The sequence below is a fragment of the Nonomuraea sp. NBC_00507 genome, from assembly GCF_036013525.1.
In the GTDB taxonomy this organism is placed as follows: domain Bacteria; phylum Actinomycetota; class Actinomycetes; order Streptosporangiales; family Streptosporangiaceae; genus Nonomuraea.
Window position 1 is genome coordinate 7,186,991 of sequence record NZ_CP107853.1, and the last position, 23,113, is coordinate 7,210,103.

General features: G+C 69.5%; 23 protein-coding genes and 1 pseudogene. 17 read left to right on the forward strand and 7 right to left on the reverse strand.

Annotated elements, in window-relative coordinates:
* Positions 1-112 precede the first annotated feature (112 nt).
* The 5 genes and pseudogenes from OHA25_RS34580 to OHA25_RS34600 form a co-directional block, all read right to left on the reverse strand.
* Complete coding sequence (locus OHA25_RS34580) at positions 113-601, reverse strand: poly-gamma-glutamate biosynthesis protein PgsC/CapC (protein ID WP_327581106.1); 489 nt, start codon at positions 599-601, stop codon at positions 113-115.
* Positions 598-1,791, reverse strand: coding sequence for a poly-gamma-glutamate synthase PgsB (gene pgsB, locus OHA25_RS34585; RefSeq protein ID WP_327581107.1), 1,194 nt, complete (start codon positions 1,789-1,791; stop codon positions 598-600). Before pgsB ends, OHA25_RS34580 begins: the two co-directional genes overlap by 4 nt.
* Before the next feature lie 184 nt (positions 1,792-1,975).
* Positions 1,976-2,209 (reverse strand): hypothetical protein, encoded by a 234-nt coding sequence (locus OHA25_RS34590; RefSeq protein WP_327581108.1) that lies wholly within the window; start codon positions 2,207-2,209, stop codon positions 1,976-1,978.
* A gap of 584 nt (positions 2,210-2,793) precedes the next feature.
* Positions 2,794-3,027 carry a Beta-galactosidase C-terminal domain gene (locus OHA25_RS34595; RefSeq protein WP_327591084.1) on the reverse strand — a complete coding sequence of 78 codons (234 nt, stop codon included), beginning with the start codon at positions 3,025-3,027 and terminating at the stop codon, positions 2,794-2,796.
* Positions 3,022-4,815: pseudogene (locus OHA25_RS34600) on the reverse strand (beta-galactosidase); the annotation flags it as partial. The pseudogene OHA25_RS34600 and the gene OHA25_RS34595, both read right to left, overlap by 6 nt.
* Positions 4,816-5,369: 554 nt before the next feature.
* Here OHA25_RS34600 and OHA25_RS34605 point away from each other — a divergent pair.
* The 7 genes from OHA25_RS34605 (at position 5,370) to OHA25_RS34630 (ending at position 11,370) form a co-directional block, all read left to right on the forward strand.
* Positions 5,370-6,380, forward strand: coding sequence for a LacI family DNA-binding transcriptional regulator (locus OHA25_RS34605; RefSeq protein ID WP_327581109.1), 1,011 nt, complete (start codon positions 5,370-5,372; stop codon positions 6,378-6,380).
* 167 nt (positions 6,381-6,547) lie between these two features.
* Entirely contained in the window at positions 6,548-7,051 is a 504-nt protein-coding gene (locus tag OHA25_RS34610; RefSeq protein WP_327581110.1) for a DUF4240 domain-containing protein, read from the forward strand.
* A 151-nt stretch (positions 7,052-7,202) separates the two neighbouring features.
* A complete protein-coding gene (locus OHA25_RS34615; RefSeq protein WP_327581111.1) occupies positions 7,203-8,450 on the forward strand; it encodes a CoA transferase in 1,248 nt (415 codons plus the stop codon).
* Complete coding sequence (locus OHA25_RS34620; protein ID WP_442941929.1) at positions 8,447-8,734, forward strand: acyl-CoA dehydrogenase family protein; 288 nt, start codon at positions 8,447-8,449, stop codon at positions 8,732-8,734. Before OHA25_RS34615 ends, OHA25_RS34620 begins: the two co-directional genes overlap by 4 nt.
* On the forward strand, positions 8,731-8,931 hold the full coding sequence (locus OHA25_RS61540; protein WP_442941930.1) for a hypothetical protein: 201 nt from the start codon (positions 8,731-8,733) through the stop codon (positions 8,929-8,931). The genes OHA25_RS34620 and OHA25_RS61540 overlap by 4 nt, the downstream gene beginning before the upstream one ends.
* On the forward strand, positions 8,928-9,791 hold the full coding sequence (locus OHA25_RS34625; RefSeq protein ID WP_327581112.1) for an FAS1-like dehydratase domain-containing protein: 864 nt from the start codon (positions 8,928-8,930) through the stop codon (positions 9,789-9,791). The genes OHA25_RS61540 and OHA25_RS34625 overlap by 4 nt, the downstream gene beginning before the upstream one ends.
* On the forward strand, positions 9,784-11,370 hold the full coding sequence (locus tag OHA25_RS34630; protein ID WP_327581113.1) for an acyl-CoA dehydrogenase family protein: 1,587 nt from the start codon (positions 9,784-9,786) through the stop codon (positions 11,368-11,370). Before OHA25_RS34625 ends, OHA25_RS34630 begins: the two co-directional genes overlap by 8 nt.
* Positions 11,371-11,448: 78 nt before the next feature.
* Here OHA25_RS34630 and OHA25_RS34635 read toward each other — a convergent pair whose 3' ends face one another.
* On the reverse strand, positions 11,449-12,021 hold the full coding sequence (locus OHA25_RS34635) for a TetR/AcrR family transcriptional regulator (protein ID WP_327581114.1): 573 nt from the start codon (positions 12,019-12,021) through the stop codon (positions 11,449-11,451).
* Between the two features lie 83 nt (positions 12,022-12,104).
* Between OHA25_RS34635 and OHA25_RS34640 the strand changes: the two genes are divergently transcribed.
* From OHA25_RS34640 to OHA25_RS34670, 7 genes are all read left to right on the forward strand, one after another.
* A complete protein-coding gene (locus tag OHA25_RS34640) occupies positions 12,105-12,515 on the forward strand; it encodes an organic hydroperoxide resistance protein (RefSeq protein WP_327581115.1) in 411 nt (136 codons plus the stop codon).
* A 113-nt stretch (positions 12,516-12,628) separates the two neighbouring features.
* Positions 12,629-13,810: a methionine adenosyltransferase gene (gene metK / locus OHA25_RS34645; RefSeq protein WP_327581116.1), complete on the forward strand. Its 1,182-nt coding sequence runs from the start codon at positions 12,629-12,631 to the stop codon at positions 13,808-13,810.
* 14 nt (positions 13,811-13,824) lie between these two features.
* The gene (locus OHA25_RS34650) at positions 13,825-14,853 is read left to right on the forward strand and encodes a carbohydrate kinase family protein (RefSeq protein ID WP_327581117.1); all 1,029 of its coding nucleotides are present in this window, start codon (positions 13,825-13,827) and stop codon (positions 14,851-14,853) included.
* Complete coding sequence (gene metF, locus OHA25_RS34655; RefSeq protein ID WP_327581118.1) at positions 14,850-15,746, forward strand: methylenetetrahydrofolate reductase [NAD(P)H]; 897 nt, start codon at positions 14,850-14,852, stop codon at positions 15,744-15,746. The genes OHA25_RS34650 and metF overlap by 4 nt, the downstream gene beginning before the upstream one ends.
* Before the next feature lie 232 nt (positions 15,747-15,978).
* Complete coding sequence (locus tag OHA25_RS34660) at positions 15,979-16,890, forward strand: lantibiotic dehydratase C-terminal domain-containing protein (RefSeq protein WP_327581119.1); 912 nt, start codon at positions 15,979-15,981, stop codon at positions 16,888-16,890.
* Positions 16,891-17,166: 276 nt separating this feature from the next.
* Positions 17,167-18,201 (forward strand): sensor histidine kinase, encoded by a 1,035-nt coding sequence (locus tag OHA25_RS34665; protein ID WP_327581120.1) that lies wholly within the window; start codon positions 17,167-17,169, stop codon positions 18,199-18,201.
* A complete protein-coding gene (locus OHA25_RS34670; protein ID WP_305917187.1) occupies positions 18,185-18,856 on the forward strand; it encodes a response regulator in 672 nt (223 codons plus the stop codon). The genes OHA25_RS34665 and OHA25_RS34670 overlap by 17 nt, the downstream gene beginning before the upstream one ends.
* A 41-nt stretch (positions 18,857-18,897) precedes the next feature.
* Here OHA25_RS34670 and OHA25_RS34675 read toward each other — a convergent pair whose 3' ends face one another.
* Positions 18,898-19,686 carry an AfsR/SARP family transcriptional regulator gene (locus tag OHA25_RS34675; RefSeq protein WP_327581121.1) on the reverse strand — a complete coding sequence of 263 codons (789 nt, stop codon included), beginning with the start codon at positions 19,684-19,686 and terminating at the stop codon, positions 18,898-18,900.
* A 213-nt stretch (positions 19,687-19,899) separates the two neighbouring features.
* Here OHA25_RS34675 and OHA25_RS34680 point away from each other — a divergent pair, with 213 nt between their 5' ends.
* The 3 genes from OHA25_RS34680 (at position 19,900) to OHA25_RS34690 (ending at position 23,107) form a co-directional block, all read left to right on the forward strand.
* Complete coding sequence (locus OHA25_RS34680; protein ID WP_327581122.1) at positions 19,900-20,817, forward strand: UbiA family prenyltransferase; 918 nt, start codon at positions 19,900-19,902, stop codon at positions 20,815-20,817.
* Between the two features lie 110 nt (positions 20,818-20,927).
* Positions 20,928-22,616, forward strand: coding sequence for an acetyl-CoA carboxylase carboxyltransferase subunit alpha (locus OHA25_RS34685; protein ID WP_327581123.1), 1,689 nt, complete (start codon positions 20,928-20,930; stop codon positions 22,614-22,616).
* Complete coding sequence (locus OHA25_RS34690) at positions 22,613-23,107, forward strand: acetyl-CoA carboxylase biotin carboxyl carrier protein (RefSeq protein WP_305917184.1); 495 nt, start codon at positions 22,613-22,615, stop codon at positions 23,105-23,107. Before OHA25_RS34685 ends, OHA25_RS34690 begins: the two co-directional genes overlap by 4 nt.
* Positions 23,108-23,113: the final 6 nt, after the last annotated feature.

Here is a 23,113-nt window from a genome sequence, read left to right on the forward strand (position 1 = left end):
GAACCTTCGGTCCTTGATCAGACCGCTGCGAAGCGGCCATGTCCTGTCCTTGCTGTGTAGCCCTCACCAGCGAGGATAGGTGGCGATGCGGGGTGCACGTCTGATTCGGCCGTCAGGCGCCAAGGAGGTGCAGCAGGATGCCCGTCGCCAGGACGGCGTAGGTGACTGCGGTGACGAAGGTCGTGGAGATCAGGGTGGGGACCACCGGTTGCCGGACCAGGTGGTACGCGATCAGACCCGGTACGAGGAAGACGAGTGTCTCGTGACTGAGCAGCAGCGGGAACCGCCTGAGCACGAAGGCGAACAGCGTCACCTGCAGGAAGATGCCGAGCATGAGGGCGCCGGCGAACAGCCGTTTGCCGTAAAGGATGACGAACCGTTGGACCACCACGGTGCCCGCCCAGGTGAGCGCCACGACGCAGGCGATCACGATGATGCGGCGCCAGTCCTCGACGAGCGTGATCGCCAGCCCGGCAGGGCTGATCATTCCGCCCGGAGAGAGGTTGGTGGTCAGGTAGCAGATCAGGGCGAACAGCAGACCGATCGCGAACCCCAGGGCCGCCGTCTCGGGGGTGAGCACGGAGCTGGCGGCGGGGCTCATCGGGCCGCTCCGGCCGGGGCGGCGGCGGTGAGCAAGTGCGTGAGCAGCCTTTCCCCCTGACCGTGGATGTTGCCGATGGCGACCACGGAGGCGTCGCTGTCGATGCGGGAGCAGATCTGGCTCCAGATCTGCTCGGGTTCGCGGTGAGGGCCGCCGAGGTCGACCAGTTCTCCGTTCCAGCCCGCGGGGACTGCGGCGCGGGCGGATCGGGTGGGGTGGCCGATGAGGAACAGCCTGGAGGTGCCGAGCTCCGGGACGATCTCGGCCATCTGGGCGTTGCGTTCGATGCGGTCCGGCCGGCAGTTGATGAGGGTGAGAATCGGCGGTCGGATGTGGCCGTGGTCGAGGAGCTGATGGAAGTTCATGACCGTGGAGCGGGGGTCGTTGGCGGCGAAGATGTTGGCGAAGCGCAGGGTCGCGCCCCGCACGTCGTACTGCTCGACCGTCAGCACGCCGGGGTCGAGTTGCATGGTGTACATGCCGTGCAGGGCGTCCCGGCGGGAGACCCCGACCTGGGCGGCCACCGTGAGCGCGATGGCGACGTTCTCAGGAAAGGTGAAGTGCCGGAACCCGGCCATTTCCTCCTCGCTCACCTCGCCGGCGTCGGTGACAAGGAGCCGGCAGTCGCGGCGCCCGGCCTCCTGCTCGAGCACCGTTCGGCGGTCATGTTCGGCGGTGACGCAGATGCCGCCGCGGGGCATCGTGCGCGACATCGACCGCGCGACATCGTCCAGCGTGGGGCCCATCTCCGCCAGGTGGTCCTCCCGGACATTGCTCAGCACGCCGATGGTGGAGCGGATGAGCTTGTCCTGGTAGGTCTCCTGCAACGGCGGCTTCACCGCCATGCACTCGATGACCAGCGCGTCCGGGTGCTCCGCGACAGCGCGGCGCACGATGCCGATCTGCTCGGCGATGTTGGCGATGCCGAACTTGCGATGCACCGGCTCCTCGGTGGCGTCCGTGTGGATGAAGCGCGCGGCGCTGCCGGTTGTCTTGGCGATCACGCGCAGCCTGCCGCCGCGCAGGGCTCCGGCGATCAGCCGGGTGATGGAGCTTTTGCCGCGGATGCCATTGACCAGGATCCGCACCGGGATGCGGTCCAGGTTGGCGTCGTGCCGGCGTTGTTCCGCCACACCGAGCACGAGGAGTACCAGCAGGGACAGGCTGAAGATCACATACAGATAGAGCATCTACACGTCCCCCGCCCCGAGTTGGGTGCGCTTGATCGTGTGCCCGATCAGCTCGGGTTCGTTGTACCTGCGTTCTGGACTATTTCGGTGCACAATCCCGCGCGGGGGGCGCCCCGCGAGGATGTTTCTCGCGGGGCGCCGGAATGTGCCGGCGGGATGAGTCACCAGCGGCTACTTGCCTTCGTCAGATCGACTTGCAGTATGACAGCCTCCATCCGCCGTACTTGTAGCAGAACTTGCACCATTTGCCGTACCTCTCCTTCCAGCGGCACTTGACCGCGGCGGGTGCCGGCACGGCACGCTGTTCGGCGGTCGTGCAGAGTGTGTCGGCGGCGCTGGCGGCTTGTGTGGTGATCGGGCCGCTGATGACGAGTGCGGACGCGGCCACGGCGGTGGCTGCGAGAAGTCGCTTCAGCATGAGATCGCTCCCGATTGGAGGGGAGGAGTCCAGGACCGGCCTGGGACTCGCCGAAGCGTCGTGCACGGCTCCCGGATTCACCATGACGGCGCCACGGTTTCCCGGGATACTCCATGACGGCGCTGTGGACAATTCCCACCGTAGCGACGGCCGCCCGCTTGTTCTCCCCAGCAGCGGCAAAGGCCTTTTCTCCACAAAAAGCCATGTATCGCATTACGGATCGGCGACTATTCGACATAGTCGGAAGTTCCGGCATTTCGAATCGGGCCGCTACGTCGTGTACGCGCAGCGACACGGATGCGCGTAACAGCGCTGTAACCTGCGGCGATCCGGCCTTCCCTGGTCTGGTCACCGCAGCGTCAGGATTTCGGAATGGCTGGAGAAAAGGGCGCGAGGTGACGGGCGGCGCCCGGAGAAGCCCGCCGTGGGGCGCGGCCACGGGGCGGCCGGAGATCCGTCCCGGTGGACGCCTGGTCAAGCACGCGCCATCAGGAGGATCCCTTGCTGCCACCGGTTCCCCGCCGCTCGGCAATGCGGCCTTCCGTCTTCCCTCTCCGATTGATGGGTCTCGACCGGGCGGGTCGTTACGGCGTGGCGCGCCGGATCACCGCCGCCCCCAGGGGTTCCAGCGCCACCTCCCCGGACACGGGCCGCCCGGTGAGCAGGTCCGTCCCCTCCCCTCCCACGGGGACGGACGCGCCCAGCTCGCCGCTGTGGTTGAGCAGGAACACGTACTCGTAGGCGTCGTCGCTCCGCACGGAGCACTCCACGTGGGCGGGGACGCCCTCGAAGCGCCGGCGCACGCCCGCCGCCTCCATCGTCTGCGCCACCAGCGCGTCGAAGGCGGCCTGCTCCAGCAGCGTGGCGACGTAGACGACCCGTCCGGCGCCGTACCGGTTCTCGACCACGGCGGCCTGCCCCTCCAGCAGCCCGTCGCCGTACGTCGCCAGGGCCGTCCCGCTCTCCAGGTGCAGGTCCTCACGCCACCAGGTGGAAGCCGCGCGCCGCCCGTCGGCGAAGTCGACCGCGAACTCCTCGTGCGGCCGCGCCGGCCAGTATTCGTCGATCTTGGCGCCGATGAGCTCGCGGAACGCGCCGGGGTATCCGTTCGGCCGCACCCGGTTGTCGCCATCGACCACGCCGGAGAAGAACGACATGAGCACCGTCCCGCCGTTGCGCGCGAACTCGGTGATGCGCCGCACGCCCTCGTCGTCGATCAGGTACGCGTTCGGCACCACCAGCACCTTGTACCCGTCCAGCGACGAACCGGCCGAGACCACGTCCACCGGGTAGTGCCGCTCCCACAGCGGCGTGTAGTGCCGCATCACCGTGTCCGTGTAGCTGAAGTCGTTGCGCGGCAGGCCGAAGACCTCCTCCAGCCCCCACCAGCCGTCCCAGTCGAACAGGATCGCGATCTCCGACCGCGAGGTCGTGCCCGCCACCGGCGCCAGCAGCTTCAGCTCCCGCCCGAGGTCGGTGATCTCCCTGAACGTGCGCGAGCCGGGCCCGGAGTGCGGCACCATCGCCGAGTGGAAACGCTCCTGGCCGCCGCGGCTGGCCCGCCACTGGAAGAACATGACTGAGTCGGCGCCGCGCGCCATCGCCGCCAGCGAGCCGAGCCGCATCCGCCCGGGCTCCTTGACGACGTTGAGCTTCCACTGGCTGACGGCGCTGCTCGACTGCTCCATCAGCATCCACGGCCGGCCGCCCTTGAGGGAGCGGAACAGGTCGTAGTTGAAGGCCGCCGACACGTGCGAGTCGGGCTCGGCCGGGTTCGGGTAGATGTCGAGCGCGGCGGCGTCCTCTTCCGGAGCCCACTTCCAGTAGTCGGCGTGGCGGAAGAACCGCATGAAGTTCGTCATGACCGGGAGGTCGTCGCGGAAGGAGCGCACGATGTCCCGCTCGGCGAGGTAGCACTCCAGCAGCGCGTCGGAGGTGAAGCGCTTGAAGTCGAGGCGGCGGGTGGGGTTCATCCAGGTGCGGGGGATGTGCGGCACGTCGACCTGGTCCCAGTCGGTGTAGATCTGGCCCCAGAACCGGGTGGTCCACGCCTCGTTCAGCGCGTCGAGGTCGCCGTACTTGCGCTGCAGCCAGCGGCGGAAGTTGACCGCCGCGGCCTCGTTGTACGCCGTCGGCCCGTATTCGTTGCTGATGTGCCACATCGCCAGCGCCGGATGGAACGAATACCGCTCGGCGAGCTTGGTCGTGATGGTCGCCGCTTATTCCCGGTAGATCGGCGACGACGGGTCGTAGTGCAGCCGGTTCCCGAAACCGAACGGCTGCCCGTCCTCCCTGATCGGGAACACCTCGGGATGCAGGTGGGTGAGCCAGACCGGCGGCGCGGCGGTGGGGGTGGCCAAGTTGACGCTGATGCCGTTGTCGTGGAGGAGGTCCATGACCTCGTCCATCCACCCGAACTCGTACTTGCCCGGCTCGGGCTCCAGCGACGCCCACGCGAACACCCCGAGCGAAACGGTGTTGACGCCGGCCTCGCGCATGAGCCGGACGTCCTCCCGCCAGACGGCGGGCTCCCACTGCTCGGGGTTGTAGTCGCCGCCGAAGGCGAAACCTCTGACGCGGTTCCTGAATGCGTCCATGCGGGTCATCTCAACACTCCTGTCGATAGTTCGGGGCTCGCTCAGCGCCGGTCGATGGAGACGGTGGTCAGCCGCCGCTCGGCGCCGGTGATCTCGCGTACGGAGCCTGTCAGTGTCACGGTCCGCTCCGCCACGACGTCCGCGACCTAACACGTGCAGGCATACACCGTTCCAAGGGACTGAACATGTGTTGCAGGTGCTCAGCCGAACGCTCCGAACGGTGTTGAGCGTTCTGGTCGAACATACGCGCGATACACGTCGGGCAAGGGCATCCGCGGCCCGAGCGGCAGGGATGGCCGCGATGCCTCGGTGTTCCTTCGTTTCACCCTGGCGCCCCACCGCTTCGCGTCAGAAAGTTTCTGACTAGCTTTCCGAAAGATTACCGTGACATTGCCGAACCGTTACGGTAGGCTGCGGTCCTCAATCCTGTCAACAGTCCCCCTTGATTCAAACAAAAGGCCGATTAGCCCAGTTCAGAGAGCTAGTGGCTTTCGCGTGATTTTCCGAAAGTTGTCACTCGCCGGTGTCAGCCGGATGGCGGCACCGCTACAGCGGGAGGTTCTGTGCCCCGAGCGACGCTCGCCGACGTCGCGGCGGCCGCAGGAGTGTCGGTGCCGACGGTTTCCAAGGTCCTGAGCGGTAAGAAGCACGTCTCGGCCGCCACCAGGGACAAGGTCCTCGAAGCCGTCCGGGCCTTCGGCTACGAGACGCCGCGCCCGCCGAGCACGCCCCGGGTCGGCATGGTCGACCTGCTCATCGACGGGCTCGGCTCGCCGTGGGCGCAGGTCCTCATCAAGGGCGCGGAGCGGGCGGCGGCGCGATGGGGATTCTCGCTCGTGGTGACCTCGTCCGCGCGGCCCGACTTCGACCTGCGGCGCTGGATCGGGATCCTGCGCAAGCGCGGCACCGACGGCATCGTGCTCGTGCTCTCCCGGCACCAGAAGGACGAGATCGCGGCCATCGGAGAGCTGCTGCACGTCCCCCTCGTGCTGCTGGACCCCGTCGGGCAACGCGACCCGCGCATGTCCACGGTCGGGGCCACGAACTGGTCCGGCGGCGTCATGGCGACCACCCACTTGCTCGAGCTGGGGCACACCCGGGTGGGGTTCATCGGCGGGCCGCTCGACGTGCAGTGCACACTCGACCGATACGAGGGCTACCTGGCCGCGCACCGCACGTTCGGCATCGAACCCGACCCCGCGTTGACCCGCTACGGCGACTTCCTCGTCTCCGGCGGCAAGCTGTTCGGCGCCGAACTGCTCGATCGTGACGACCCGCCCACCGCGATCTTCGCCGGATCCGACCTGCAGGCCGCGGGCGTCTACCAGGCGGCCGCCGAGCGCGGCGTCCGCATCCCCGGCGACCTGTCCGTGGTCGGGTTCGACGACTCGCCCTTGTGCGAGATGTTGTCGCCCCCGCTCACCACCGTGCGCCAGCCGCTCGACGACATGGCCAACGAGGCCGTACGGCTCATCTCCGAGGTGCTGACCCACCCGGGCGGGCCCGCGGGGACCCGCATCGAGCTGGCCACCTCGCTCATCGTCCGCGCCAGCAGCGAGCACCGGTCCTCATAGCAGACCGGTAAGCGCGGGAAGGATCAATTCTCCTGCGGACAGCGAACGGCGAACGCGACGACATCGCCTGCTCCTGGCCAAGGCGGTGTGACCACCCTGATTCTGTCGGTCCTGCCTGGTTTGCTGATCGGCGCGGATGCACAAGATCGGCTTTTGAGAGGTGGGCGATGGACGCTGAGGAACGTTTCTGGGACATGGTGGAGGCGGCCTGGGCGCCCCTCGGCGCGGACGTCGGCCAGGCGCGACAGGCGCTCACGGACAGGAGTCCCGGTTCCGGCGCGGACGCCGTGCTCGCCGTCATCGACGAGGCGCTGGAGGACTTCCTCGCCAACCTCGCGGCGAGCAGCCGGGATTTGCCGGCCGAGGAGCTGACGGACCTCGATCGGGTGGTCGAGCGGAAGCTCTACGACATCGACCGCGCGGACATCCAAACGGTGACCGACGGCTCCGACGACGGCTTCCTGTACGCACGCGGCTTCGTCGTCGCCATGGGCCGTGACTTCTACGCCGGCGTGCTCCGGGATCCGCGGCTGGCCGTGCTGGACGCCTGGTGCGAGGAGATGTGTTACTTCTTCGCCCACCTGCACGACGAGCGCTACGGGACCTACCCGGAAACCGGCTCGGGAATCTCCCGCGAGTCGTGCTCGAACACCGCCGGCTGGCCCTCCTGACCCACGCACGGATCATGCCGCGCCCGCGCCCGTGCACGTGAGCGGGAACGGGTGGGTACGACGTGGAGGGCGCCTAGCTAACGGAAACGTCCTCAAAGCCGAGCTATGCGGGGTGAAACGAGCCCCCGAGACCAGGTCAGGAGACGACATAGTGGAGACCGAAGGCGGGTCGGTGACGGACGGCGCCGGCGGGCGGGCGCGGCCGCTGCGCGGTCTGCGGGTCGTCGAGCTGTCCAGCTACGTGGCCACGCCGCTGTGCGGGATGACGCTGGCTCAGCTGGGCGCGGACGTGATCAGAGTGGAGCCGGTCGGCGGCGCGGTCGACCGTACCCGGTGGCCGCTGGCCGCGAGCGGCACGAGCCTCTACTGGTCGGGGCTCAACAAGGGCAAGCGCGCCATCGAGGTGGACCTGTCACGCGAGGAGGGCCGCAGGCTCGTCGCCGACCTGGTGGTCCGCGCCGGGATCGTGGTCAGCAACGCGGACCGGTTCCGCGAGTTGTCGTACGCGGCGTTGCGGGCGCGCCGCCCCGACGTGATCCACGTGCTGCTCACCGGCCGCCGCGACGGCGGGGCCGCGGTGGACTACACCGTCCAGGCGGCCACCGGATTCCCCCTCCTGACCGGCCCGCCGGACACCGCGCAGCCGGTCAACAGCGTGGTGCCGGCCTGGGACCTCGCCGCCGGGCTCTACCTGGCGGCCGGGATGCTGGCCGCCGAACGGCACCGCCTGCTGACGGGCGAAGGACAGCAAGTGCGTCTCGCGCTCGAGGACGTCGCCCTGGCGACCGCGGGCAATCTCGGCTACCTCGCCGAAGCCCAGCTGAGCACCTCACCCAGGGAACGCGACGGCAACCACGTCTACGGCACCTTCGGGCGGGATTTCGCCACCGCCGACGGCGGGCGGCTGATGATCGTCGCCCTCACGCCGCGGCACTGGCGGGACCTCCTCGCCGCGACCGGCCTCACCGACGTGGTCGCCGCGCTGGCCGCCGCACTCGGGGCCGACTTCACTGAGGAGTCGCAGCGCCACCGGCACCGCAAGGTGCTCGGCGAGCTGCTCGGGAGCTGGTTCGAGGCTCACACCCTGGCCGAGGCGGAGGCGGCGTTGCGTGACACCCGGGTGTTGTGGTCGGCGTACCGGAGCTTCGCGGAGCTCGCCGGCCTGCTGCCGGAGCACCCGCTGATGGCGCTGCTCCACCAGCCGGGCGTCGGCGATCACTGGGCGCCGGGAGCTCCCCTGATGATGGACGGGCGGCAGCCGCCTCCTGCGGCCGCGCCGCTGGTGGGGCAGCACACCGAGGAGGTGCTGCGCGGCGAGCTCGGCTTGTCCGCGCAGGACCTCGCCAAGCTGAGGGAGGACGGCATCATTCGCAGCGCGGGAAGCGGAGAACGATCATGAGCGCACTGAACCAGGACGAGCGGGACATCGTGGCCCTGACCGGTGCTTTCGTCGACGAGCGGGTCCGGCCGCGGGTGCGGGACTACGAGGCGGGGGACAGGGCCACGATGGCGCTCACCGAGCCGGGCGGCGGCGGCGGCTTGCAGGCCATGCGCACGCACGCGGTCGCCGGCGGCGGCGACCTGCTGATCACCGGGTCGAAGACGTGGATCTCCAACGCCCGGCACTCGATAGGCCTGCTGTGCGTGACCGATCAGGACAAAAGTCCTCCCACCAGGGCATGAGCGTGCTGCTCGTCGAGCCGCGGGACGGCCTGCACATCTCCAAGGACCTGCCGAAGCTCGGCTACCGTGGCGTCGAGGCGTGCGGGCTCGTCTTCGAGCGCATGAGAGTCCCCGCCTCTGCCGTGCTCGGTGGGTGCCACGGTGGGTACGCAACTGATCGCGCGCAACCCCATCACGTGAGCGAGAGAATCCGATGAGCTGGGCCCCGCACACCGTCACCACCGTCGAAACGGTCGAACCCCATCCCGTGGCGGCCCTGTCGGCGCTGTTCGACGACGGCATGCCCGTGATCGGTCCGGGAGACGCCCTGTCACCGTTGTGGCACTGGGTCGCGCTGGCCCGCTGGCCCGTCTCGTCCGTGCTCGGCGTGGACGGTCATCCTGCGCGCGGGTCGTTCCTGCCTCCGGTGGAGCTGCCGCGGCGCGTGTTCGCCGGCGGCGAGGTCGCCTTCCACGCTCCGCTCACGGTCGGTGCCACGGTCCGGCGCGAGTCACGGGTGGAGTCGGTCACCGAGAAGTCCGGGCGCTCGGGCAGGCTGGTCGTGGTGGTCGTCGCCACCACGCTGTACGACGAGCGCGACCGGCTCGCGCTCGAAGAACGCCAGGACCTCATCTACCGTGACGCGGTGCCCGTCCCCTTCGCGGCGGACATCGAGATCCCGGCCGCCCAGGTTCCGGCCGGCCCGCCCTTGACCCGGGCGGGGGAGTGGGTGTGGGATCTCGCCACCGATCCGACTCTGCTGATGCGCTTCAGCGCCGCCACGGCGAACCCGCACCGCATCCACTACGACTGGCCGTACGCCACCCGCGTCGAGGGGTATCCGGGCCTGGTGGTGCATGGGCCGCTGATGACGATGGCCCTCGCCGAGGTGCTGCGGCTGGAGAAACATGATGCGCCGATCCTGCGCATGCGGCACCGGAACCGCAAACCCCTGTTCTGCGGCCAGCCCGCCCGACTGCGCCGGGTCGGTGCCGCTCCGCTCACGCTGGGCCTGTTCGGCGATGATTCCGGCGAGCCCTGCTCCACGTTGACGATCGAAGGGGCCCGCCATGCGTGAACCGGCCGCCCGCGCCCGCGCCATCGTCGAGACGTTGCAGGCCGTCGTCGGCAAGGCCGCCGCGCACGTGCAGCCGGTCGACGAGCACCAGGCCGTCGCCTACGATGTGGCGTCCGTGTCGTCGTCCGTCGCGGCCGCCGCATCACTGCTCGGCCATCAGGCCCACGCCCGCAGCCGTAGCGAGGACGACCTGGCGTTGCTCTACGCCGCCGACGTCGCCGCCGAGCTGGCCGGTCGCATCACCGGACGGGAAGGCCTGTGGGGTGTGGACCGGACCGCGCTGGACGGGATCGCCGCACACGTCGCCGCGGGACGGGATCCTGCACTCCTGGAACGGGTGGCCGCGCGGGTCATGGCCACCGGCGAGGCGGGACCGCGACACCTGTCCGACGAGCTGCAGCTCGTCCGCACCGCCTTCCGCGAATTCGCCGCCGACCAGATCGCCCCGGCGGCCGGCCGCATACACCGCGACGACGAGGACATCCCCGACGCCATCATCGACGGCCTCGCCGACATGGGCTGCTACGGGCTGTCGATCCCCGCCGCGTACGGCGGCTACGCCGAAGGCGGCGCCGACGAGCTGCTGAGCATGGTCGTGGTGACCGAAGAGCTCTCCCGCGCCTCGCTCGGGGCCGCGGGCTCGCTCATCACGCGCCCTGAGATCATCGGTGCCGCGATCATCCGGGGCGGCACAGAGGAGCAGAAACGGCGCTGGCTACCCGCGATCGCGTCGGGGGAGCGGCTGTGCGCCGTCGCGGTGACCGAGCCCGGCTGCGGGTCGGACGTCGCCGCCATCACCACCAGTGCGGCCAGGGACGGCGAGGAGTGGGTGCTGAACGGCGTCAAGACCTGGTGCACCTTCGCCGGCCGCGCCCACTACCTGCTCGTCCTCGCCCGCACCGACCCGGACCGCACCGCCGCCCACCGAGGGCTGTCGCTGTTCGTCGTGGAGAAACCGTCCTTCACCGGCCACACCTGGCGCCTCACCCAGGAGGGCGGCGGGAGCATCGAAGGGCGCGCCATCCGTACCCTCGGCTATCGCGGCATGCACTCCTTCGAGGTCGGGTTCGACGGCTGGCGCGTGCCCGCCGCCGACCTGATCGGCCTGGACGACGGCCTCGGGCGCGGCTTCTACCTGCAGATGCGGGCGTTCGCCAACGCGCGCCTGCAGACCGCCGCCCGGGCCGTCGGCGTCATGCAGTCGGCACTCGAACTCGCCGTGGACTACACCCGGCAGCGGCCGGTCTTCGGCCGGTCGCTCGCGGGCTACCAGCTCACCCGGGCCAAGATCGCCAGAATGGCGGCGCTGATCGCCGCGTGCCGCGCGTTCACGTTCGCGGCGGCGCGTGCGGTCGCGGCCGGCGACGGCGACCTCGAGGCCGCGCAGGTGAAGCAGGTCGCCTGCCGGGCGGCCGAGTGGGTCACCCGCGAAGCCCAGCAGCTGCACGGCGGCTACGGGTACGCCGAGGAGTACGCCGTCTCGCGGCTGTTCGTGGACGCCCGCGTGCTGTCGATCTTCGAAGGCGCCGACGAGGTCCTCGCGCTCCGGGTCATCGCCCGCCGCCTGGCACAACCCTGACCTCATCCGATGTGCCCGAGTCCGGCACGGTGTCCGATGTGCCCGAGTCCGGCACGGTGTCCGATGTGCCCGAGTCCGTTACCCGCCCAGCACTCTGTCGAGTGCTTCCAGGAGGGCGGCACGCACTCGGGCGGGGTCGTCGAGGTCGAAGCCGACCACGAGTCCGTCCCTGAGCAGCAGGAGAATGTCGGCGGTCCGCTCCGCGTCGGGGTGGCCGTCGGCGGCGAGCAGGTCCCGGTAGAGGTCGCGGACCCAGCGGCGGTACTCGGTGATGGCCTGCCGCACGGGGTGACCGGGATCAGGATATTCGGCCGCCGTGTTGACGAAGGGACAGCCGCGGTAGGTGGGGCCGGCCCCGAACTCGCACATGAAGGCGAAAATGCCCATCAGCTTCTCGCGCGGAGAATCAGCCTGCATGGTGGCGGCCGCGGCGCGCTGTCGCGCGCTCTGCTCGGTCACGTACGCGCGGACAAGGTCGTCCTTGCTCGGGAAGTGCTTGTAGAAGGTCGCCTTGGCGACGTCCGCCTCCGCGATGATCCGGTCGATCCCGACCGTGTGCACGCCCTCCCGGTAGAACAGGCGCGCCGCGGTGTCGAGCACGCGGGTGCGCGCCGCGCTCGGGCGACGGCCTTCCAACGTTTCTGCGCTCACATGTTGACGATACCAGACAGATCTGTCTACTCTCATGGCATGCGGCAGACAGACAGGTCTGTTTACTAAGAAAGGGCATCGTCATGAGCATGTACACCGCCATCGCCACCTCCGCCGGGCGCGACGGCCGCGCGGTCTCCTCGGACGGACGGCTGGACGTCAAGCTGGCCCTGCAGAAGGAGCTGGGCGGCGACGGTGAGGGCACGAACCCCGAGCAGCTCTTCGCCGCCGGGTACGCGGCCTGCTTCGCTTCGGCGATGCGGCTGGTGGGCGCTCAGAAGAAGATCGACGTCTCGGACGCGTCGGTCACGGCCGAGGTCGGCCTGTCGCCGAACGGCCAGGGCGGCTTCCAGCTCGAGGCCACGCTCCGGGTCGAGCTGCCCGACTCGATCGCCCCGGAGACCGCCCGTGAGCTCGTCGAGGCCACCCACCAGGTGTGCCCCTACTCCAACGCCACCCGCGGCAACATCCCGGTCAACCTGGTCGTGGAGTAAGGAAGGCCATGTGCCGCTGGGTGACGCCGATGACGGCTCACTCAGCGGCCCTGGCTCGAAACTCGATCGGGACCGCTCATCATCGGCGCATCGTCTGGAGATGCGGAGGAGACATGGGCGGTCGCTTGTTCACATCCGAGTCTGTCACGGAGGGCCACCCCGACAAGATCGCCGACCAGATCAGCGACGCGATACTCGACGAGCTGCTGAGTGGCGACGCCACCAGCCGGGTCGCGGTCGAGACGCTGATCGCCACCGGCCAGGTGCACGTCGCGGGCGAGGTCACGACCAAGACCTACGCCGACATCCCGGCCATCGTCAGGAGGACGCTGCTGGAGATCGGGTACGACTCGTCGGTCAAGGGGTTCGACGGCGCCTCCTGCGGAGTGTCGGTGTCCATCGGCGCGCAGTCGCCCGACATCGCCCAGGGCGTCGACGACGCCTACGAGCACCGGGTGGCCGGCGACGGCGACGAGCTCGACCGGCAGGGCGCCGGAGACCAGGGGCTGATGTTCGGCTACGCCTGCCGGGACACGCCCGAGCTGATGCCGCTGCCGATCGCACTGGCCCATCGGCTCGCCCGGCGGCTGTCCGAGGTGCGCAAGAGCGGCGTCGTGCCGTACCTGCGGCCGGACGGCAAGACGCAGGTGACCGTCGAGTACGACGGCGACCGGCCGGTGCGGCTGGACACCATCGTCGTCTCCAGCCAGCACGCCTCCGGCGTCGACCTGGACGGCCTGCTCGTCCCCGACATCGCCGAGCACGTCGTGGCGCCGCTGCTGGCCGAGGTCGGCATCGAAACCGAGGGCTATCGCCTGCTGGTCAACCCGACCGGGCGGTTCGAGATCGGCGGCCCGATGGGTGACGCGGGGCTGACCGGCCGCAAGATCATCGTGGACACCTACGGCGGGATGGCCCGGCACGGCGGCGGCGCCTTCTCCGGCAAGGACCCGTCCAAGGTGGACCGCTCGGCCGCGTACGCGATGCGGTGGGTGGCCAAGAACGTCGTGGCGGCGGGACTGGCCGACCGGTGCGAGGTGCAGGTGGCGTACGCGATCGGCAAGGCGCACCCCGTCGGACTGTTCGTCGAGACCTTCGGCACCGAGAAGACCGAGGTCGCGAAGATCCAGGACGCCGTGACCAAGGTGTTCGACCTCCGCCCCGCGGCGATCATCCGCGACCTGGATCTGCTGCGCCCGATCTACGCGCAGACCTCGGCCTACGGGCACTTCGGGCGCGAGGGCCTGTCCTGGGAGAGCACCGACCGCGCCGACGCTCTCGGCAGGGCCGTGTGAAGGAGCTGGCATCCATGAGCATCATCGTTACCGGTTCGATCGCGATGGATCATCTGATGACCTTCCCCGGCCGGATCACCGAGCAGCTCGTCAAGGACAAGCTCGACACGGTGTCGCTGTCCTTCCTCGTCGACCGTCTCACCGTGCGCAGGGGTGGCGTCGGCGCCAACATCGCCTACGGCCTGGGCCAGCTCAACCTGTTCCCCACCCTGGTCGGCGCCGCGGGCCCCGACTTCGGCGACTACGGCAGATGGCTGCTCCAGCACGGGGTGGACGTCGAGTCGGTCAGGATCTCCGACAGCCATCACACGGCCCGCTTCTCCTGCACGACCGACCTCGACGGGAACCAGATCGCCTCGTTCTACCCCGGGGCGATGCGGGAGGCGGGGGAGATCGAGCTGGCCCCGGTCGTACGGCGCGTGGGCGGGTGCGAGCTGGTGATCGTCAGCCCGAACGAGCCGGCCGCCATGGCCCGCCACTCCGAGGAGTGCCGGGCCCGCGGATACCCGTTCGCCGCCGACCCCTCACAACAACTCGCTCTGCTCGCCGCGGACGAGATCGTCTCGTTGCTGGATGGCGCACATTACCTGCTCACCAACGAGTACGAGCGGTCTCTGCTCCTGGGCAAGTGCGGCTGGTCGGAGAGGGACGTGCTGGAGCGGGTCGAGGTCTGGGTGACCACCCTGGCCGCCGACGGCGCACGCGTCGACCGGCGCGGCATGGAGCCGATCTTCGTGCCTGCGGTTCCGGTGAAGGAGCCGGTCGATCCGACCGGTGCGGGCGACGCGTTCCGCGCCGGGTTCTTCGCCGGGGTCGCCTGGGGATTCCCGCTGGAGCGCGCGGCTCAGGCCGGCTGCCTCATGGCCGCACTGGCGATCGAGTCGGTGGGCGGCCAGGGATATGAGTTCCATCTCGAGACCGCGGTGGAACGGGTGGCGGACACCTACGGGGGCGCGGCGGCCACCGAGCTCCAGCGGGCCGCGGAGGCGCAGGCCGAGGTCGCGCTGGGCAAGGTCCCCATGATGGCGCTGGTGTCGCCATGACGCACCTGACGATCCAGCGGAGCTCCTCGGTCCGGGAGCTGCTCGCGGCGGGCACTCCCTCCATCTCCTTCGAGTTCTTCCCGCCCAAGACCCCTCAGGGCGAACAGGCGCTCTGGCGGACGATCCGCGAGCTGGAGGCGGTGCGCCCGACGTTCGTCTCGGTCACGTACGGCGCCGGCGGATCGACCCGCGACCGCACCGTGGAGATCACTGAACGGCTCGCCGGCGATACGACGCGGCTGCCCGTGGCGCACCTGGTCGCGGTCGACCACTCGGTGGCCGAACTGCGTCACCTCGTCGGCCGGTTCGCGGCGGCGGGCGTGCGGAACCTCCTGGCGCTGCGCGGCGATCCGCCGGGCGGCGATCCCCTGGGGCAGTGGACCAAGCACCCCCAAGGGGTCGCCTACGCGGCCGACCTCGTCAGGCTGATCAAGGTCGCCGGGGACTTCTGCGTCGGCGTGGCCGCCTTCCCCTACCGCCATCCCCGCTCACCTGACGTCGAGAGTGACACCCGGCACTTCGTCGAGAAATGCCGTGCGGGCGCCGACTACGCCATTACCCAGATGTTCTTCCGGGTCGAGGACTATTTGAGGTTGAGAGACCGCGTCGCCGCCCGCGGCTGCGACACCCCGATCATTCCCGGCATCATGCCGGTGACCCGGATGAGCACCATTGAAAGATCGGAGCAGCTCTCGGGCGCGCCATTCCCGCCCGAACTGGCCGCTGCGTTCGACCGGGTCGCCCATGACCCTGAGGCCGTGCGCCGGCTCGGCATCGATCACACGGTGGACATGTGCGTCAGGCTCCTGGACGAGGGCGTGCCGGGAATTCACTTCATGACCTTCAACACGTCGGCGGCGACGCTGGAGGTATGCCGGCGACTGGGAATATGACAAGAGCTGTAAAGCACCCTGACAGTCTGTATCAGGCCTCGATCAAGCCTCGATCCGGCCTTGAGTGATCAGCGCCAGGATGCATCCACCCGTCGTCCGAGGGGCCGCCGATGATGCCTGCTGCTTCCGCTGGAAGAGCGCGAGCGCGTAGGCCGGTGGCGTGTTTCCGGGAGTGCCGGGGGACAGGCGGGGGCGGCAGGCAGGCAGGGAGTCGGAGCGAGGGAGGTTGAGAGTGGATGAGGCGAGGTGGGTCAGTGCTCACGCCTTCTACCACGATGATCTCGACCAGCTGCTGGTGGACGCCGTGGCGCCGCTGGCTGCGGAGCTGACCGAGCGTGGGCTGGCGACGGACTTCTTCTTCCTGCGCTGCTGGGATGGGGGAAATCACCTCAGGCTCCGGATACTGCCCGAGCCGGCGGTCGAGCGGGGCGACGTCGAGACGGTGATCAGCGAACGACTCGGTGAATTCTTCGCCACGCGGCCGTCCACGACCGCGGCCAGGCAGAAGGACTACGAGCGGATGGCGGCCCTGCTCGCGCGCCAGGAGCGGGTGTCCTCCTACTCTCGCAGCCTTTATCCCAACAACTCGCTGCTGCTCGTGCCGTACCGGCGGGAGCACGGGCGCCACAGGGACGGTCCGGCGGTCCGGGCGGTGGAGCGCCACTTCGTCGAGTCCAGCAGGCTTGCGTTGGACATGCTGGTGGACGGCCTCACGCCGGGCGAGCGGGCCACGGCCGCGTACGCGATGACGTGCATCGCCTGGTTCGCCTCCGTATCCGAGCCGCAGCGGCTGACCGAGCTGGTCAGGGCCTCCGGCAGGAGCGCCGAGCAAGTGGGCCTCCTCGACAAGGGCCGCGCACTCGAGTCCCAGCGGGAGCAGGCGATCACGCTGGCGAGGCGGATCCGGACGGCCGAAAACTCCGGAGCCCTCGCGGCCTGGGCGCGGTCCGTCACCACGCTGCGTGAGACGCTGACGTCGCGGGAGGGGCGGCGCGATGCGGGCGGGAGCGCGTTCGCCGTCATGGACAGGTGCGCTCGCCTCCTCTGCAACCGGCTCGGTGTGCCCCTGGTCGAGGAGGAGTCCCTGCGCCACCTGGCGACCGAGGCCGTCGCGGCCCTGGCCAACGACGGGGCCACGGCATGACACGCGACTCGACGCCACAACCAGGGACTTTCCGACAAAGGTTGACATGCGACGGTTTGATGGACATGGTTTGACTCACGTGGCCATAAGTATCCAGGCAGAAATCTGAAATTGGCTCATGTAAGACGGGGGCAGCACAGTTGTTGCACAGTCACTGGGTTGAGCCGCTGCGGATGGTTAAGTACGGGGTCAAACTATCCATTGGGGCGAATCGTGGGACGACTCGGGCCAAGCGGCGAGGTTCGATGGTTAGTGGCGGATTTGCTGGAGTCTTCCGTGGTGGAGGTCCGCACCGCATACGAGCAGGAGCTCAATAACGCGAATAGTTCACTTTTGCGTAACCCGGAGTCCGCCGAGCAGGTGCTGGCGAGTTGTACCAGCATCGTCGCCGACGTGGTTGAAGGGCTGCGCGACTCCGCGCCCACGACGAGGGGCGAGGACATCAGCAGGGAGATCGCCGTCACGCGGGCGCGGCACGGCGTGCACCCGACCGAGTCGCTGCGCGCGGCCGAGATCCTCTTCGAGGTGGTGCTGCGCTGGGTCGACCAGCGCCTCGGACCCGAGCGTGAGGACGCGAGGCAGGCCCTGGTCGAGCTCTCGCTGCTGTTGAGCAAGAGCATCGCGCTGCGTATCCGGGAGGCGTCGAGCTGGTACGCGAGCTTCCTGCTGCAGGAGATCCATCGCGTGCAGTCCGACGAGCGCGCCAGGCTGGCCCGCGAGCTCCACGACAGGGTGAGCTACGGGGTGACGGTCGGCCACCGGAACCTGGAGAGCCTCCAGCGCCGCGGCCGGAACCTCGATCCGGAGCACGTCAGGCGTTGCGTCTCCATGGTCCAACTCGCCCTGGAGGAGGCCATAGAGGCGATCCGAAAGCTCATCGGCGACCTGCGCGTGTCGGAGTCGGTGCCCAGCCTGGAGAAGGCGCTGCACTCCTTCCTGTTCGAGGCCGAGCCCGTGAGGGCGGTCACGTCCGTGGTCGTCAACGGGGACGAGAGCTGGGTGGACCACCAGGTGCGGGACGAGGTGTTCCTGATCGTCAGGGAGGCACTGCGCAACGCCCTGGACCACAGCGGGGCCGGGCGGGTCCTGGTGCAGATCGACATCGCGCCGCACGAGCTCAGGGCCACGGTCGCCGACGACGGCACGGGCTTCGCCGCCACCGGCGCCAGTGACGGGGCCGGGTTGTCGATCATGGCGGAGCGGGCGGCCCTCCTCGGCGGGAACACGCTGGTCTCCAGCCGCATCGGCAAGGGCACGCGCGTGGAACTGACGGTTCCGTTGCTGAGGGACGGCAATGCCGGCACCTACTGATCAGATCACCGTCGTCATCGTCGATGACCACACGCTCTTCCGCGTCGGATTACGAGAGATCTTCCAGGACCAGGACGACATCGTGGTCGTGGGGGAGGCGGGTGACGGCGCCACCGCCGTCAAGCTGATCGCCGAGCTGCGGCCCGCCATCCTGCTGCTCGACGTGTCCCTGCCCGGGGAGGACGTCACCACCACGATGCGGGCCGTGAAGGCGGCCTCGCCCGGCACCCGGGTCGTCATCGTGAGCATGCAGGACGAGCCCAGGCTGATCCAGGAGCTGATCGCGCTCGGCGCGCGGGCCTACCTGCTGAAGAGCGCGAGCTGGCACGAGCTGATGGCGGCGGTCAGGATGGCGCACACCAGCTCCACCCGGGTCCTGCTGTCGATCTCCGCGGGGAGCGTGGCCGGAATGCGCGGCTCCGCCCGCGACGACCGGCCGCCGATCGGCGTGCTGTCCGCGCGGGAGATCGAGGTGCTCAGGCTCGCCTCGGCGGCCATGAGCAATGCGCAGATCGCCAGCAGGCTGCACCTCACCGAGGCGACGGTCAAACGCCACCTGCACAGCATCTTCACCAAGCTCGGCGCGGTGTCCAGGATCGACGCGGTGAGCAAGGCCATCTCGGCCTCGCTCATCCCGAGCTGGACCGACGAATGACCGGTAGCGCCTCCCCCGGGGGGCGCTACCGCTCGGGTCGATCAGCCGGCGAACTGCAGCTCGGGACCGGTGTCCAGGCCGGTGGTCAGGATGGCCTGGTGCAGGTCCTGCAGCTCCCGGGAGGGGTCGATGCCGAGGTCCTGGTTGAGTATCGATCGCACGTTGCGATAGGCGTGCAGGGCCTCGCTGCGCCGTCCGCTCCTGCAGAGCGCGGAGATGAGCTGGGCATGGAACCATTCGTTGTGCGGATAGGTCGCGGCCAGCGCCTTGAGCTCGCCGACGAGCTCGCGATGCCGGCCGAGCAGGACGTCTGCCTGGATGCGCAGCTCCACAGCGCGCAGCCGCTCCTCTTCCCGGTGGACACGGTAGGCGCGCAGCAGCGATCCCTGGGAGACGTTGGCCAGGGGCGGCCCCGTCCACAGGTCGAGCGCCCTGCCGAGCTGCCGGGAGGCCTCAAGGTAGCGGCCCTCGGCCAGCGCCTTCCGCCCCTCGGCGAGCATGCGCTGGAAGACGTACGCGTCCAGTTGATCGCCGTCGACCTGCAGGACGTAGCCGAAGGGCTTGGTCACCAGCAGCTCCCCCGCGGGGGTGGCCAGCCTCTCCCGCTCAAGGGCCTTCCTGAGTTGGTAGATGTAGGTCTGAGCGGTGCTCTGTGCGGTCTTCGGCGGGTCCTCACCCCACAGCTCCTCGATCAAGGACTCGAACCCGACTATGCGATTGGCCCGGGAGAGTAACAAGGCGAGTACCTGGCAGACTTTGGGTGTTCTCGGAGTGAATTCTCGTTCCCCGTTCATCGCCGTCAGCGCGCCCAGAATCGTGAACCGAATCATTGGCACCTCATTCGTAGCGGAATGCCTGCACCTTAGATAGCGCACCACGCCGGCGACAAGGCGGCCACATCGAAAGTGCGGCAGGCAGAGCCGGTGGTATTACATCTTCCGTCCGGAGAATGTAGTCCTTCCGGGCGGCGACGCCGCGTCGCCGGCTAACCTTGGCACTACACCTCTTTTCCGTTCACGGCCGCCGCGCATACGGTCCGGAGCATGGGGGACAACACACCGAACCGAAGCGCAGCCCTTCGCCGAATCCCAGCCACCGCGATTTCCGATCTCGGCTTATGCCTGTCCGAGGCCCGCCCGATCGTCCAGATCATCTTCCTGTTCCGGTTCCTCACGGGAGCCGCGCTCGGCTACACCGCGGGTGAGACCGACCTCGCCGCCGTCGGCTTCGGCGCGTTCACCTGGGAGTGCGCGGTCGTGTTCGTCTATCTCCTCAACGGGGCGACCGACGTGCTGGAGGACCGCATCAACGGCTCCCGCCGCCCCATCGCCTCCGGCGTCCTGCCCAGGCACGTCGCGCTCCGATACGTGCGGCTGACCGGCGTGGGGGCGCTGGCCGGGGGCATCGTCATGGGCTGGGAGTTCCTCGTGGCCGTCGTCATCTTCATGCTGCTCGGCTACCTGTACTCCGCGCCGCCGTTCCAGCTCAAGAACAACCCCGGCGCGACGATCGCCGTGGCCGCACTCGGCGGACTGGTGACCTACCTGGCCGGATCCGCCAGCGCCGCGTCCGGCGGCGGCCTGCCGGCGCTCGTCTGCGCGGGCGCGATGTCGCTGTGGATGGGCCTGGTCGGCGCCATCGCCAAGGACTTCGGCGACATCGACGGCGACCGCGCGGCGGGCCGCCGCACGATCGCCGTGCTGCTGGGCGACACCGCGGCGCGGCGGCTGGTCGGCCTGATCGCGCCGGCCCTCGGCGTGGCGTTCTTCCTTGCCGCCCTGCACGTGGCGCCGGTGCTCATCGTGTCCGCCGTCGTGACCCTGCTGGGAGCGATCGTGGTGGCATGGTTCGCGCTGACCCCGGCCAGGGGTGACAGGAACGCCCGGCGCAGGCCGTACCGCGCCTTCATGACCACCCAGTACGGCTCGCATGCCGGGGTGGCGCTGGCCCTGACCGTGTGAGTGAGCACCGCCTCGGCCGGGCGTGGACGCGCCTCCACTCCGATCTGGATCGGTCCTGGAAGCCCGGCTTCTTCAATGTCGGCAACGGTCTCACGAAGCAGAGGTCACATATGTCCGTCACACCGATCAGAGACAGTCACGAGATCCGGTGGGGTAAGTGCCCAGGATGCGGCCGCCTGCTGTACCTCAAGCGGCTGGCCCGCAATCTCCATGTCTGCCAGGAATGCTCGCACCACTGGCGGCTCACCGCCAGGCAACGCATCGGGATGCTGGCCGACGAGGGCAGCTTCATCGAGTTCGACAACGAGATCGCCACACGGGACGACCCGCTCGGCTTCGCCGACCGCCGGCCGTACGCCCAACGGCTGGAAGAGGCGAGGAGAGCGACCGGCGAACACGAGGCGCTGGTCAGCGGCACCGCGCAGATCGGCGGTCACCCCGTGGTTCTGGCCGTCATGGAGTTCTCCTTCATGGGCGGCAGCATGGGCGGCGCGGTCGGCGAGCTGGTCACCAGGGCGGCCGAGCACGCCGAGCGGACCCGGCACCCGCTGATCGTGGTGTGCGCCTCTGGCGGGGCGCGCATGCAGGAGGGCGCGGTGTCGCTGCTGCAGATGGCCAAGACCAGCCAGGCCTTCGCCCGCCTGGCGGAGGCCGGGGTGTTCTCGGTCTGCGTGCTCACCGATCCCACCTTCGGCGGTGTGTCGGCATCGTTCGCCATGCTGGGCAGCGTCGTGGTGGCCGAGTCGGGGGCGCTGGTCGGGTTCGCCGGGCCCCGGGTGATCCAGCAGACCATCCGTCAGGAGCTGCCCCCCGGGTTCCAGAGCAGCGACTTCCTGCTCGAGCACGGGCTCGTCGACCGCGTCGTGCCGCGGGCCGACCTGCGCCCGCTGCTGATCAGGCTGCTGTCGCTGCACGCGCCGGCGGGCAGCGCGGACAAGCTCGCCGGGCCTCCTATCGTGCGCCGGCTGCCGGCCCCGGACGTCGATCCGTGGACGGTGGTGCAGCTCGCCAGAAACGCCGGGCGCCCGACCATGCTGGACTACCTGGAGGACGCGTTCGACGAGTTCGTCGAGCTGCACGGGGACCGCTGGTTCGCGGACGACCCGGCGATCGTCGGCGGGATCGCCAGGATCGGCGGACGCTCGGTCGTGGTCATCGGGCACCAGAAGGGCCACGACACCAAGGAGCTGGTGCACCGCAACTTCGGCATGCCGCACCCGGAGGGCTACCGCAAGGCGCTGCGGCTGTTCGACCACGCCGAGCGCTTCGGGCTGCCCGTGGTCACGCTGGTCGACACGCCCGGCGCGTACCCGGGAGTGGAGGCCGAGGAGCGGGGCCAGTCCACCGCGATCGCGCAGATGATCATGCGGGCCAGCCTGCTCGACGTCCCCATCGTCGCGGTGGTGACCGGCGAGGGCGGCAGCGGCGGCGCGCTGGCGCTGGCCACCTGCGACCGGCTGCTGATGCTGGAGAACAGCTTCTACTCGGTCATCAGCCCCGAGGGCTGCGCGGCCATCCTGTGGCGCACCGCTGACTCCGCCATCGCGGCCGCGACAGCGCTGAAGATCACCGCCACCGACCTGCTGGAGCTCGGCATCGCCGACGGCGTGGTGCCCGAGCCACCCGGCGGGGCGCACACCGACCCGGCCGCGGCGGCGGCCAACCTGCGCCGGGCCGTACTGGAGCAGCTGGAAGAGCTCGCCGAGCTCGACGAGGCGACCCTGATCGCCACCCGATACCAGCGGATCCGGCGGGTCGGCAGCACCGAACACCTGCCTGAGGAGGCCTGGAGCGCATGAACGAGGAAGTCACCGGTGTCGAGGACCTGCGGGCGCTCTGGGCCGACGCCGCCGAGCTGGTCCGCAGCCAGCCGGGCAAGGTGCGCCGGATCGCGATCAGGGTTGTCGACCAGGTCGTCGAGATCGAGTGGCCGCAGGACGGCGAGCAGGCCGACGCCGGGCCGCGCCCGCCCAAGCCCGTCGTCGCCGCGACCGCGGAGCCGGTGGGGCAGGAGGAGGCCGCGGACAGCGCTCCCACGGGGCACGTGGTGACCGCGCCGCTGGTGGGGACCTTCTACCGGGCTCCCCAGCCGGGCGCCGCCCCGTTCGTCTCCGTCGGGGACGTCGTAGGCGTCGGCGAGACACTCGCGATCGTCGAGGCCATGAAGCTGATGAACAAGATCGACGCCGACGTGGCGGGCCGGATCGCCGAGATCTACCCGGCCGACGGCGAGCCGGTCCAGTACGACCAGCCGCTCGTGCGCATCGTGCCCGACGGCGACGCGGACTGACGGGGG

What these genes read in the sequence shown, in the direction of transcription:
- OHA25_RS34580 (WP_327581106.1), bottom strand. Translation starts at nt 601, where the DNA reads ATGAGCCCCGCCGCCAGCTCCGTGCTCACCCCCGAGACGGCGGCCCTG.
- pgsB (WP_327581107.1), bottom strand. Translation starts at nt 1,791, where the DNA reads ATGCTCTATCTGTATGTGATCTTCAGCCTGTCCCTGCTGGTACTCCTC.
- OHA25_RS34590 (WP_327581108.1), bottom strand. Translation starts at nt 2,209, where the DNA reads ATGCTGAAGCGACTTCTCGCAGCCACCGCCGTGGCCGCGTCCGCACTC.
- OHA25_RS34595 (WP_327591084.1), bottom strand. Translation starts at nt 3,027, where the DNA reads ATGGAGGCGGCGGGCGTGCGCCGGCGCTTCGAGGGCGTCCCCGCCCAC.
- OHA25_RS34610 (WP_327581110.1), top strand. Translation starts at nt 6,548, where the DNA reads ATGGACGCTGAGGAACGTTTCTGGGACATGGTGGAGGCGGCCTGGGCG.
- OHA25_RS34620 (WP_442941929.1), top strand. Translation starts at nt 8,447, where the DNA reads ATGAGCGCACTGAACCAGGACGAGCGGGACATCGTGGCCCTGACCGGT.
- OHA25_RS61540 (WP_442941930.1), top strand. Translation starts at nt 8,731, where the DNA reads ATGAGCGTGCTGCTCGTCGAGCCGCGGGACGGCCTGCACATCTCCAAG.
- OHA25_RS34625 (WP_327581112.1), top strand. Translation starts at nt 8,928, where the DNA reads ATGAGCTGGGCCCCGCACACCGTCACCACCGTCGAAACGGTCGAACCC.
- OHA25_RS34630 (WP_327581113.1), top strand. Translation starts at nt 9,784, where the DNA reads ATGCGTGAACCGGCCGCCCGCGCCCGCGCCATCGTCGAGACGTTGCAG.
- OHA25_RS34640 (WP_327581115.1), top strand. Translation starts at nt 12,105, where the DNA reads ATGAGCATGTACACCGCCATCGCCACCTCCGCCGGGCGCGACGGCCGC.
- metK (WP_327581116.1), top strand. Translation starts at nt 12,629, where the DNA reads ATGGGCGGTCGCTTGTTCACATCCGAGTCTGTCACGGAGGGCCACCCC.
- OHA25_RS34650 (WP_327581117.1), top strand. Translation starts at nt 13,825, where the DNA reads ATGAGCATCATCGTTACCGGTTCGATCGCGATGGATCATCTGATGACC.
- metF (WP_327581118.1), top strand. Translation starts at nt 14,850, where the DNA reads ATGACGCACCTGACGATCCAGCGGAGCTCCTCGGTCCGGGAGCTGCTC.
- OHA25_RS34670 (WP_305917187.1), top strand. Translation starts at nt 18,185, where the DNA reads ATGCCGGCACCTACTGATCAGATCACCGTCGTCATCGTCGATGACCAC.
- OHA25_RS34675 (WP_327581121.1), bottom strand. Translation starts at nt 19,686, where the DNA reads ATGATTCGGTTCACGATTCTGGGCGCGCTGACGGCGATGAACGGGGAA.
- OHA25_RS34680 (WP_327581122.1), top strand. Translation starts at nt 19,900, where the DNA reads ATGGGGGACAACACACCGAACCGAAGCGCAGCCCTTCGCCGAATCCCA.
- OHA25_RS34685 (WP_327581123.1), top strand. Translation starts at nt 20,928, where the DNA reads ATGTCCGTCACACCGATCAGAGACAGTCACGAGATCCGGTGGGGTAAG.
- OHA25_RS34690 (WP_305917184.1), top strand. Translation starts at nt 22,613, where the DNA reads ATGAACGAGGAAGTCACCGGTGTCGAGGACCTGCGGGCGCTCTGGGCC.